This is a genomic window from Blautia sp. MSK17_66, from assembly GCF_020538025.1.
GTDB lineage: Bacteria > Bacillota > Clostridia > Lachnospirales > Lachnospiraceae > Blautia_A.
Genome location: NZ_JAJBNQ010000019.1, coordinates 56,431 through 69,190, shown reverse-complemented (window position 1 = coordinate 69,190; position 12,760 = coordinate 56,431). Strand labels below are relative to the sequence as shown.

Sequence of the window (12,760 nt, the reverse complement as noted above, 5' to 3'; positions counted from 1 at the left end):
TAAAAAAACATATCCTTTCCGGCACGCACATAAACCACTATAAATTTTCTGTCTTTTAATAATGCCACGATGCCAAGAGTGGCAGCATACACGATAGTGTGTGCTTATTCTTGTCACTTTCGTGACGCTATGTCCTTATCAGAGATAAGTCCATATATACTCTTTAATCTTTTATGCCCCCATTTTATACAAATTTCCTAATATTAAGAAAAATGTCTTTTTTGGGGGCAGTCTACTCATTTATCTTTTGAATCATCCAATACCTCTTTTTGTAATTTTCTGACTGTCTGCTATTCTCTTGCTTTGATACAATTTTAAACGGATATTGACAATCTACAAGTTTTCCATTGAGGGTATTGATTCCCATTGTACGATCATGTAGACCTAAAATATCACGAAATTTTTCTTTTAATTCTTTCTGCTCTTCTTTGAATAGTTTTTTCCTTTCCCAATCTTTCAGAAAAAATAAAAATGTATCTTTGCTCTTTACTTCAATTTCCAAACCTGCTTTTTTGGATTTCAAATCATTTCCCAGTCTTTCAAATAATACTGCCTCGTAATCAGATTCTTTCATTTTCTCGATAGTCTTTTTATCCATCTCATATTTTTTCAATGTACAGTTGTTAATACATAATTTGTCTGTTTTCATATCAACATAAAAGATTTTATTTTTCCGGGCAATTTGCCGAGTATCCATATTTTGAGTATCAAGATAATTTAAAAAATCCTCTTTATTTTCAAGATAATGCGTAACCGGAGATAATTGTTTTTCATTGCTCACATAAAAATTATTGATGGCACGTCCATCATATATACGAAAATAGAAACAGCAAGTATCGAAGTAATCAACAGGTCTTTTCCTACCGATTGCCTGAAGCGCACTGTCCAAATCAAATATCTCATTGATGATATGCCGTAAATCATCATCCACCAAATCAACACCATTATCCAAAACTTTTGTAGCAAACAAAATTCTTTTATTAAAGCTCTTATTTTGTATGCAATATCTATCTGCAAAACGGCATTCTTGTGACTGGCTGCACATATAATAAGCAGATTCACCATAGTAATCGTGCATCTCCACAAGCCTTTTCATAGAATTAACAAAAACCAATATTTTATCAGTATCGTTGTCTGCCAGTATACCATCTATAATATCTGTAAGGACATCTTTACCATATGTATATACTCGTTCCACATAATCATAAACTTTCGGAAGTGTATAAACATGTTTCTGCTCTACTACACCATCGGCTATCAAATCCGAAAAAAAGCCATCTGCTGTGGCAGACATAAAAACCACTACACTTTCTGGTTGATTCATAACATATCTGTATGCCAAATCGGTATAACTATTAAACTTTGCATCCAAATAGAAATAATGACATTCATCAGAAATTATCAAATCATATCTTTCCGACATCCCTGTATGCCTGATCATTTTTTGCAGAGATTGGTAGGTTTTTAAAACAATATTTGATGTCTTAAATTTTTTCAGTTCCTTTTCTAATTGCTTATAAAGTTCTAGTCGATTACACAAATACAAAATTTTTTTATTCTGCTTCAAATAAAACGGTATTAGTACCTGACGGGCAAATAGTGTTTTCCCACATCCGGTACCACCATTGAGAATAATTTTTGTATTTTCCCAGGAAATATAATCATTTCCTATTAAATCTGAAATATACTTTTTTGAACCTAACATGATGAACTATCTCCTTTATCTGTTCTGGTTATTGGTATAGTCGGTAATAGCTCCTAGCAGTTCCGGGGACTCAAAAAAGAAAAATAGATTTCTCTCCGGATTCTTATAATCTTTCCTAGATTCTGCTAATACAAATCCACGCATTAAAAGATAGCCTGCAAGTTTTTGTGAAAAAATTGTTTTACATTTAATTTTCTTCTCGGTCATTCCATTTCTCCTAAAATTTGTACTTTTTTGACAATAAAAAAAGCAACCAACATATCAAAAAGAATCCAACACTATAAGTAGCGTTTTCTATCTTTTTTTATATTGATTGCTGTAAGTGCCTTAAAATTGTATCTAATATTTCTGATACCAAGTCACACGTCTGTATTCAATTTTTATTTTATGATACCACAGTTTTCCGATTTTGTCAAGTATTTTTGTGCATATTATCAAAATACACAGCGTTGAAAATGGTGTTATTGTGCAATAGACACAACTTTAAATAATTTTTGCTAATAACATAGTATATTAAAGAAATAGGAATGTAGTTCAGTTTCTATAACTTTCTTATATACCAAAAAAGCACCCTAAATAGGTGCTTTTGGGAACATTGCCTAGCAATATTCTTCTAAATTTGATTTTCCTACATTTGTGCCTAGCACAAACTATGCTATTGACAGAATCTCTTATCTGTCTTTGTATTAGTATATTATCATTTTTCCATAAACGTGTCAATATTATACTTACAAATTTTTATTTATTGCAGAAATCACATTTTTATAACATTCTTCTGTTGCCTTGCCAACACAACATCCGTCAATACGTTTTCTATCAATTTCTCTTAAATGCATAACATTTATAAAACCATATAATCCTCTACTATTACCCTCAAGTCTTAATGGTACTTCATAAAAATCCAAATATTTTTTTACTGTTTTTCCGTCTCTGACACGCTCAATATAATATCTTCGTTTTTGTATATCATACTGTATTTGTTTTTGATGTGTCGTTACAGGAGCAATGATTGTAGTATTAGCCTTTGTATTTCCTACATCATTTTGCAAAATCATTACTGGCCGTCTGCCATTTTGTTCACTTCCAATATTGTTTCCTAACTTAGCATAAAAAATTTCTCTCTGAGCAACTGTATATTTTCGTGACTTCTTGTTTATACTAACTTCATCATTAAGCCATGCAATATTATCAATATTTCTTTGCATCAATGTTTTATTTAATTCAGCATTTTTTCCATAAGAAAACACATTTTTAGAAAACTTTTTCATTTCTCTTAACAAACGTGCTTTCAATACTTCTAATTCCCCTTCATCTTGTAGAAAGTTTAAGCGTTTAAGAATATTGTTCAAAAAATGCTCTACGTCATCCTGCTTTTCTGTACGATTTCTATTTACATATTCCCGTATACTTGCAACAACAGACTCAAATAATTCTTCGATCATAAAAACTCCCTCGGTTATTTTTCTTTAGTTTACCTTTTATTATACTGAGTTTTTGTTTGTAAATCAATTCAATTGCCCTATTTAAGCAAATTTATTTTTACAGTTTTTAGTAATTCATTAACTGTATCTCCATTTCCATATTTATCTAAATATACAAGTACCTCTTTTATTTTTTCCTTTTTTACCCCAGCTAACTTCCGTATATTACTCCAACATATAGATTTTTCTTCATTCTTTAGCACCTCATATGCCCATACCAATTTTCTCGCCCAGGATTCCTCATACGATTCTGCATATCTTTCATATACAGCCATACATTTAGGCATATTTTTAAATCCATATGAAGTAATCCCCAGAAACTTATAAACCATTTTCTCAGATACTCTTTCAGGTCTGCCGCTATCATTACCAGCTCCATCATAAACGCCTTTGCAGAACTCTTCAAAACGTACAACATTTTCTATGTCAAATTTCTCCCAGCCTGCTATCGCACGCTTTTTTATATAATGGCTTTCTTGCTCCTGTAATACTTTTTCTTCTGTAACCTCAGATTTCAATAATTCCGTTGGATTGATATTCAAGAAGTATGCAATCTGACATATGGCAGTAAATTCATTACTCTCTTTTAACATTACTTTTTGAATCTGATATATACTTGCAATAGTATTCATTCCAATTTCCTTGAAAGATGATTGCAAATCTTCAGAAAATTGTGTCATCTTCCGATGTCTACCCTTCATGTATTTTGTCTTGGTTATCGCATTGTATATAGCGGCTTTTATATTGCTTTCACTGTCAGTCGTTATATTCATATTAAATAAATCACTTATATATTTTGCAAATTTAATCTGCTCCATATTGTCAACCAATACAGGGACTACGTTTTTTATTGTCACTTCTGCTGGGTTAAATGCAAATATCTTTTCACTGCGTATATCTACTTCTGAATTTACCAACTTACACCTATGAGTGGGACAAATCAGCATATTTCTAACCTGATGGATTCTATGCCAATAAGTTTCCCCGTATTTTTTGCGATCTTCTGCCACACATAACGGGCAATATTTTAGCCATAACTCTCTTTCATTTCGTGGGAGAATTGTAAAGACTTTATGTGGATCACAATAACGTTTTAGCTCTGCAAGTGCCACGTCCCTTTTATTTGCTGGCATAAATCTTGCATATTGAGGAAACATTGTATGGTTTAAAATCAAATCATCCATTGAATATGCTTGTGTAATTTGCTGTTCTGCTGCCTCATTCAGATGACCTATAAATTCGATGCTTGGATTGTTACTTTTTGAATACAAAAGTTGCGACAACAACATTCTATTATTCGTACACCCAGAATATACAAAATATCGAGACAACCAACTATATACAAGTTCGTCTGGATAAATTTCTGGAAGATACATTTTCATAACTTCACCTCTTCCACAGTAAAATATTCCTGCAATAATGGCACAATATCCAAGTTTTCATCTTTTGACTTTTGGACAAGTGCAGAAATCGTATAGGTATTTGTTTGATTTTCGGCACGCACAGTTTTCTTTTTCTTTTTGGTTGGTTTTGTTGTTACATTTGGACGAATAAAGTCATGTAAAAGTTGCAGTCTTTGATTATATGCTTGATTGAGCATTACAACATCTAGTGCTTCATATCCTGTGAGTATCGCAATTTCTTGTGCATCGTGAATTAAAGAGACAACAACAGAAGTAACGCCACCTGAATGTTCATAAAGCCAATCTATAATTTGTGGCGTAATCTCTGTATATTTTTTCACATATTGATATTTGTATAATAGCTCACAAAATCCACTGAAATATTCATCATTGTTTAAAGTGTTGTATTGCAATCCTAATGACCGGCGTGCCAACTGGAATGCAGTTTCAAGTAATGACGTTGTTTCTGGTGTACCTATCAATCCAATAGATATGCCGGAAGTGTTGATTAACTGTGTCAACATTGCCACCAGATACTTCCCATTTCTCGCCGCAACACAGTTCTGAATTTCATCGACAACTAACATTCCTAAGTGCTGCAATGCCACTTGTGCCACAATACCAATCAACACATCTGTTGTCGCTCTGGCTTTTAAGGCATTTCCATAATAGTTGGTTTCCAGAAGTTCATCAGACTTTCGTAAAATTTCCAACAATAACGATTTCACACTTGCATCAAACGGACACTGAACTATAAGACATGGGATAATTCTCACTGGTGGATTTTCAATTTCAATCATTTTATTTTCTGTTATAATAGAAATTGCACGATTTATTGCAGAACTCTTCCCTATACCTGAACAACCAACAATGGAAAAAGAATCAGAACCACCGATAATCCCTCGACTCTCTCTTTGCATAATGGTTTTATGATTCTGATATAATTGTTGCACCGCTGCATGAGTGCCTTTTTTCTGCAGTGATCTAAGCAAAGCCAAATACAATTTTGAATATATTTCCACTGACATTTCAGATGGTAAATAAATGTCATACAGTGTAGAAAGTGCCATAAGCCTTTCGGTTTGGTTTTTTTCTCGTATGGTTTCATCGTACACCGGAATATCTGCCAGTCTTTCATATAACTCTTTTCCGGACAGCATTTCGGGCATTTGTTTTATCAAATCCATATTATTCATTTACCACACCTACTTTCATAATGTCTATATGGGCTTTTATTTTTTCTTTTTCGTAGTTTTGAGAAATCGCAGCCAACTCGCCATTGCTGCTGCCTACATTTGATACAATAGCCTCAATGTGGCTGGCTAAGTTGATTTTTGCTTGTGTGTTATTTTCTTGCACAGACTTTATGATTTCTTTCTTTTGCGTCTGCATCGTTTCAATCTCAGAGAATTTTTTACTTCTATATCTGTTCTCTATTAATTCAAATTCAATAAAATTACCCTTATCCACTAGCCAAACAAATGAAGAGTCATCGGGATTATATGTGACTGTTACATTGCCACCGGACAAATATTTTTCCGCATAATTTGGATTTTTATATCTCACATGATTTACTACCAAACCAGATCGTGTAAATTTTCCTGTAGTCCGGGGCAATAGCGTAAGCATAAGCTGCCGTTTATCAACCTTTACAAGATTTGTTCCCTCTAAATTCCTTCCATATGTGAAAATGTCATTAGCATACGGGGAAATTTTGTTTTTCAACATATCATCCGTATATGGGAAATTTTCAATTATCCGTTGCGAATTGTAATAAATTATGCAGCGGATCAGAACCTTTTCAAATTGTTCCAATGTGAGACAAGCATCTTTTCTGTAGTCATGCGCTCCCCTTTCCTGAAAATCTGGTTCAATCAATCCTTTCCCTTTTAGGTATGGGCGAAAAAGATCCTGTATTATGCTAAAGAACTTCTCAACATTTCCTTTTAGTTCTGGACGGTATGCTGGAAGATTCACGACTTTTATTCCAAGCTCTGCTATCTGCTCAAAGCAATTACTCATGTACTCTGTTCCTTGATCTGTTACAAGAACGCCTGGACATAATGAAAAGTCCCACTCTTGCAGATTTATATTTATTCCATGTTTCCGGCACAACTCCTGTTTATCAGTAACCACATTAAGCATTAACTGCCGTAAGCTGTACATGCCGCCCTCCCATGTCAACGCATAGCCACAGCACAAAGAACTGTAAGCATCAATACAGGCTGTCAGTATAGGTCTGCCAATAATCTCACCGGACTGATTTATCAAGTAAATGTCGCAGATGGTAGCATCCAACATTCCCATTCCTGGTGCTTTTGCATATTCCTGTATTCCATCGCCAAGCAACGGGCGATTGTTACGCTGATAATTAGTTAAGCCGTTTCGTGATATGAAGTATGTTTGCCGATTCTTTCTTTTTCGGTAAAAGTATCTGAATTGATGAAATGTGGGATATTCTGCCACAAGATCCCCCTTTTCCGTCACAATACTTTTCTTTGAGCATAAGTGTGTATGCGGTCTTTAAGCTATGTTTCTGGTAAGAGAAGTAATATTTGTTTAAGCTCCACCGCATATTTTTTTCGTCCTTTGATAAGCATGTATCACTTTCTTTATCTTTTGGGGACAATACGGCAATGTCCTGAAATGCAAGGTATCGGCAGAGATATTTTCGCACCGTTTGCTTGCTTATTTTTTCGTTGGTTGCAATGGCAGAAATCATTTCACATTTCTTTTGTTCATCTGGCAGCAGTCGCAAAATTGGCGCAATCATTGTATATCTTTCGTATGCTTTTTTACGGCTCTCTGGACACAGAGAGTCTATTTCTGGCACTTCTGTATTTGTAAACTTACACAATAGTTCCTGTGTACCAATTTCCCAGTCAGCAAAAGAAGAAATATCCTCCCATTGTGGCATAATTCGCCGCACACAATCAATTACAAGTGCTTCATTCTTTCTTATGGCTAATATACGAACAATCGAAGTATCATTGAAATATAATTCATTCTTCTTCATTTGTAACTATCCCCCAATCTTTCACGCCATGATTTGTCCAATATTCTCTTGAGGCATCCAGTAGCTTTACATTTAGTGGTTTAGTAACTCTGTTTCGCCACACACATTCACGCACCATAAGATCGCCACCAGTTTTAACACAAACAAAATCTGTCATGTAATTACCCTCTTTAAATCCTTCGAGTGGCACATTACAACGGATTTCTTCAATCTCTGGTAAGCTGTCCAATAACTCTGCATATTTGCTTTGTATCGGATCATATGTCCGGCACACTTCTTTACATTTGGACAATGTTTTTTTCTCGCACCGCCCTTTGTAACCAATTTTACGCATAAGCACCTCCTGTATTATGTTGCGATTTTTCCCAAAATTATATTTCCCAAAAATGAAATTCGGGGCTGATTTTCCCAAAAACATATTTTCCCGTTTTCCAAAAAACATTTTTAGGTTTCCCATTTTTGTTTATTTCTGGGAATGGATTTGGGGATGCAGGAAAATCAAGGATTTCTGGCACTTTGGATTTAGGAAATTTCCCAAAAATGTTTCCCAAAAACATAATTTTGAAATTCACTATGTTATGGGACAAAACCACTTATCCTCCCAAGGGGTAAATCCCACAACCTCCAAAGTAATGTACCTGATTATATTTTTATGGAAACATCGGTTAAAATGCCTCCTTTCAATGTTCAGTTTTCATGGTAAATAAAATCGCGGTTTTATTTAGAAAAATCGCATAAAATCAAGGTTTCTGGCACTATGCGGATAACAAAAAAGACCCTGAGGGGCTGGAAATTCCAGTCCATCAAGGTCTAATCTTACGTTTGGACAAATTTATTTAGTTGGTTGGGCGATTTACCCTTTTACAGGATAGATCACTTCACCCTCTCACAACATTTTCTTATGCATTCTTCTCAGCGATTGCTGCCTGAGCTGCTGCCAGACGAGCGATCGGTACACGGAACGGTGAGCAGGATACATAGTTAAGGCCAAGTTTATGGCAGAATTCTACGGAAGACGGATCTCCACCGTGCTCACCGCAGATACCAACATGGAGATTCGGGTTAACCGGTCTTCCAAGTTCGATAGCCATCTTCATGAGTTTGCCAACGCCAACCTGGTCAAGTTTAGCGAATGGGTCATTCTCGAAGATCTTAGCATCATAGTAAGCGTCAAGGAACTTACCAGCATCATCACGGGAGAATCCGTATGTCATCTGTGTAAGGTCATTTGTACCGAAGCAGAAGAAGTCAGCTTCTTTAGCGATGTCATCAGCTGTAAGAGCTGCTCTCGGGATCTCGATCATAGTACCAACTTCGTATTCAAGGTTAGCACCAGCTGCTTTGATCTCAGCGTCTGCAGTTTCTACTACGAATTTCTTAACATATTTAAGCTCTTTGATGTCGCCAACAAGCGGAATCATGATTTCCGGTTTGATTGTCCAATCCGGATGAGCATTCTGAACTTTGATTGCTGCACGGATAACAGCTGCTGTCTGCATCTTAGCAATTTCCGGATAGGTAACTGCAAGACGGCATCCACGATGACCCATCATTGGGTTGAATTCATGGAGAGAATTAATGATTGTCTTGATCTCTTCAACAGTTTTGCCCTGAGCGTCAGCAAGTTTCTTGATGTCAGCCTCTTCTGTAGGAACGAATTCATGAAGCGGCGGATCCAGGAAACGGATAGTAACCGGGTTTCCTTCCAGAGCTTCGAACAGTCCTTCGAAGTCTTCCTGCTGATATGGAAGAACTTTTGCAAGAGCTGCTTCTCTTTCTTCTACTGTTGTGGAGCAGATCATTTCACGGAATGCATCGATACGTCCCTCACCGAAGAACATATGCTCTGTACGGCAAAGACCGATACCTTCTGCACCAAGCTCAACTGCTTTCTTAGCATCTTCCGGTGTATCTGCGTTTGTACGAACTTTCATTGTTCTGTATTTGTCAGCCCAAGCCATGATACGGCCGAACTCACCAGCGATTGTAGCATCTACAGTCGGGATGATTCCGTCATAGATGTTACCTGTTGTACCATCGATGGAGATGAAGTCTCCTTCGTGGAATTCTTTACCAGCCAGTGTAAATTTCTTGTTTTCTTCATCCATAGCGATATCACCGCATCCGGATACACAGCACTCACCCATACCACGGGCAACTACTGCAGCGTGAGAAGTCATACCACCACGAACTGTCAGGATACCCTGAGCAGATTTCATACCTGTGATATCTTCCGGAGATGTCTCAAGACGAACCAGAACGACTTTTTCTCCTCTTGCAGCCCATTCAACAGCGTCATCAGCTGTGAATACAACTTTACCGCAAGCAGCTCCTGGAGAAGCTCCAAGACCTTTGCCCATCGGTGTAGCAGCTTTAAGAGCAGCTGCATCGAACTGCGGATGAAGCAGAGTGTCAAGGTTACGTGGGTCGATCATTGCAACAGCTTCTTCTTCTGTTCTCATTCCCTCATCAACAAGGTCACAAGCGATCTTCAGAGCAGCCTGAGCAGTTCTCTTACCATTACGTGTCTGCAGCATGTAAAGTTTACCGTGCTCTACAGTGAACTCCATGTCCTGCATATCTCTGTAGTGATCTTCCAGAGTTTTGCAAACCTGTTTGAACTGTACGAATGCTTCCGGGAATTTCTGTTCCATTTCGGTGATGTGCATAGGTGTACGAACACCGGCAACAACGTCCTCACCCTGAGCGTTTGTCAGGAATTCACCGAACAGACCGTTAGCTCCTGTAGCAGGGTCACGTGTGAAGGCAACACCTGTACCACAGTCATCTCCCATGTTACCGAATGCCATCATCTGTACGTTAACAGCGGTTCCCCAGGAATATGGGATATCGTTGTCACGACGATAAACGTTTGCACGCGGGTTGTCCCAGGAACGGAATACAGCTTTGATAGCACCCATTAACTGTTCCTTCGGATCAGTTGGGAAATCAGAACCGATTTTTTCTTTATATTCAGCTTTGAACTGTTCTGCCAGTTCTTTGAGGTCGTCAGCTGTAAGTTCAACGTCCTGTTTAACGCCTCTCTTAGTTTTCATTTCGTCGATCAGCTCTTCGAAATATTTCTTACCAACTTCCATAACTACGTCAGAGTACATCTGGATGAATCTTCTGTAGCAGTCCCAAGCCCAACGTGGGTTGTTTGATTTCTCGGAAAGAGTATTAACTACTTCTTCATTTAATCCAAGGTTCAGGATAGTATCCATCATACCAGGCATGGATGCTCTGGCACCAGAACGAACGGAAACAAGCAGTGGATTTTCTTTGTCACCGAATTTCTTACCGGTAACTCCTTCCATTTTGGTGATCGCTTCCATGATCTGATCCATGATCTCGTCATTGATCTGTCTTCCGTCTTCATAGTACTGTGTGCAGGCTTCTGTTGTGATTGTGAATCCCTGCGGTACCGGAAGACCAAGGTTTGTCATTTCAGCAAGGTTGGCACCTTTACCACCCAGAAGGTTTCTCATATCAGCGTTACCTTCTGTAAACATGTAAACCCATTTTGCCATTTTACATTTCCTCCTAATAATTGTTCTTTCACATAAAAAACTATGTTTTACGCACATAATTATTGTATAGACTTTAATACAATTAGTCAAGGTTAAACTGTCAAAAAAGGGGAAAGTTTTTGTCATAATATGTAAAAAACTTTCCCTTTATCACTGATTCTGTTTTAGCGTTTCTTTTTGAGGTTGAGTACAAGATGTCTAGGAAGACCATTTACCATGATCGGCTGGTAATCTCCCTGGATCAGCGGGCTGATGTAATCTACAAAATCTTTGGTTACATAGGTAGCATCCTTATTCATCCAGCTTCTCGGAACAACCTTCTCCTCATTAGCGATTCTGTGTACATCGTAGATTCCAGTCTTAGCCATATACGGGTCATCGGAAACACGGTCGATTACGATCATCTTGCCGGTATCGCCTTCATCAGCTGCCTTAACGGCTGCACCACCTACCATAAATGCTTCATCGATATCCACGCGGGATGCCATATGTGAAGCGCTTCTCTGAAGAGTGGAAAGTTCTACGGCTCTTGTCTTGCAGCCGCACTCTGCTGCAAGGAAGTTCGCAAGATAAGTTGCTGTTCCTGCAAGCTGTTTGTGTCCGAATGCGTCCACATAATCTCCTGAGCTTCCGAGTTCGCAGACATAACGGCCGTCAGCAAGGCGGATACCTTCGGAAACTGCGATCACTACGGAAGATTTCTTCTTAAGGAGTTCTTTGACTTTGACAAGGAATTTGTCAATATCAAATGGTACTTCCGGGAGGTAGATAAGATCTGGTCCGTCGCAGTCTTCTGTTCTGGCAAGTGCAGTCGCGCCTGTAAGCCATCCTGCGTTTCGTCCCATGATCTCCATGATTGTGATCATGCTCTTCTTGTAGGTAAGTCCCTGTGCGTCGCGGATCACTTCTTTGGTAGAGGCTCCGATGTATTTGGCTGCGCTTCCGAATCCAGGTGTATGGTCGGTCAGTGCCAGGTCGTTATCGATTGTCTTCGGCACACCAAGGAATTTCTGTGTCTGTCCTGTCAGGATCGCATAGTCAGAAAGTTTCTTGATCGTGTCCATGGAATCGTTTCCGCCAATATAGATAAACGCATCAATGTCAAGACGGTTCAGTATATCAAAGATTCTCTCATAAATAGTCTTATCTTCATGGATTTCAGGAAGTTTAAAACGGCAGGATCCCAGAAAAGCGGATGGTGTTCTCTTGAGGAGTTCGATATCCAGTTCTGAGTGGATCTGTGTGGAAAGATCAATATACTGCTCATCCAGAAGTCCCTGTATTCCGTGCAGCATTCCGTATACTTTGTCGAAGCCTCTCTCAATGGCGTTCTTGTATACTCCTGCCAGACTGGAATTGATTACTGATGTAGGACCTCCGGACTGTCCTACGATGATATTGCGTTTTTTTGCCATGCTGTCATCTCCTTTTGTGCATTTATGCATTACATATAATGTATAATATTACCAAAAGTTATTTGATTAGTCAAGTTATTTTGTGCAATATGTATTGTTTAAATTTCGTAAATATCTATATTTATAGAAATTATGTTTATATTTAACAAAATATCTCGGAATATAACTTGTAATTCTGCCCATTTATATTCACTTCACTCATCTTCACTT

At 37.7% G+C, this 12,760-nt stretch carries 10 protein-coding genes; all 10 read right to left on the bottom strand.

The features are described from left to right. Positions 1–232: 232 nt before the first annotated feature. The 10 genes from LIR34_RS11310 to LIR34_RS11265 all read right to left on the bottom strand — a co-directional run bounded on the left by LIR34_RS11310 (position 233) and on the right by LIR34_RS11265 (position 12,550). On the bottom strand, positions 233–1,705 hold the full coding sequence (locus LIR34_RS11310; protein WP_173902765.1) for a DEAD/DEAH box helicase: 1,473 nt from the start codon (positions 1,703–1,705) through the stop codon (positions 233–235). Between the two features lie 15 nt (positions 1,706–1,720). Continuing rightward, entirely contained in the window at positions 1,721–1,912 is a 192-nt protein-coding gene (locus tag LIR34_RS11305) for a DUF5659 domain-containing protein (protein WP_173902766.1), read from the bottom strand. Between the two features lie 521 nt (positions 1,913–2,433). Continuing rightward, entirely contained in the window at positions 2,434–3,147 is a 714-nt protein-coding gene (locus LIR34_RS11300) for a type II toxin-antitoxin system PemK/MazF family toxin (RefSeq protein ID WP_173902767.1), read from the bottom strand. 77 nt (positions 3,148–3,224) lie between these two features. Beyond that, positions 3,225–4,568, bottom strand: a complete 1,344-nt coding sequence (locus LIR34_RS11295; protein WP_173902768.1) for a TniQ family protein — start codon at positions 4,566–4,568, stop codon at positions 3,225–3,227. Next, positions 4,565–5,785 (bottom strand): AAA family ATPase, encoded by a 1,221-nt coding sequence (locus LIR34_RS11290; protein WP_173902769.1) that lies wholly within the window; start codon positions 5,783–5,785, stop codon positions 4,565–4,567. The genes LIR34_RS11295 and LIR34_RS11290 overlap by 4 nt, the downstream gene beginning before the upstream one ends. Further along, a complete protein-coding gene (locus LIR34_RS11285; RefSeq protein WP_202017306.1) occupies positions 5,778–7,055 on the bottom strand; it encodes a Mu transposase C-terminal domain-containing protein in 1,278 nt (425 codons plus the stop codon). Before LIR34_RS11285 ends, LIR34_RS11290 begins: the two co-directional genes overlap by 8 nt. Then, entirely contained in the window at positions 6,961–7,605 is a 645-nt protein-coding gene (locus LIR34_RS11280) for a hypothetical protein (protein ID WP_202017308.1), read from the bottom strand. The genes LIR34_RS11285 and LIR34_RS11280 overlap by 95 nt, the downstream gene beginning before the upstream one ends. Next, positions 7,592–8,062 (bottom strand): hypothetical protein, encoded by a 471-nt coding sequence (locus LIR34_RS11275; protein ID WP_265107724.1) that lies wholly within the window; start codon positions 8,060–8,062, stop codon positions 7,592–7,594. Before LIR34_RS11275 ends, LIR34_RS11280 begins: the two co-directional genes overlap by 14 nt. Positions 8,063–8,504: 442 nt before the next feature. Continuing rightward, a complete protein-coding gene (gene ppdK / locus LIR34_RS11270) occupies positions 8,505–11,135 on the bottom strand; it encodes a pyruvate, phosphate dikinase (protein ID WP_173902772.1) in 2,631 nt (876 codons plus the stop codon). Between the two features lie 164 nt (positions 11,136–11,299). Beyond that, positions 11,300–12,550 carry a 6-phosphofructokinase gene (locus tag LIR34_RS11265; protein ID WP_161286096.1) on the bottom strand — a complete coding sequence of 417 codons (1,251 nt, stop codon included), beginning with the start codon at positions 12,548–12,550 and terminating at the stop codon, positions 11,300–11,302. Positions 12,551–12,760: the final 210 nt, after the last annotated feature.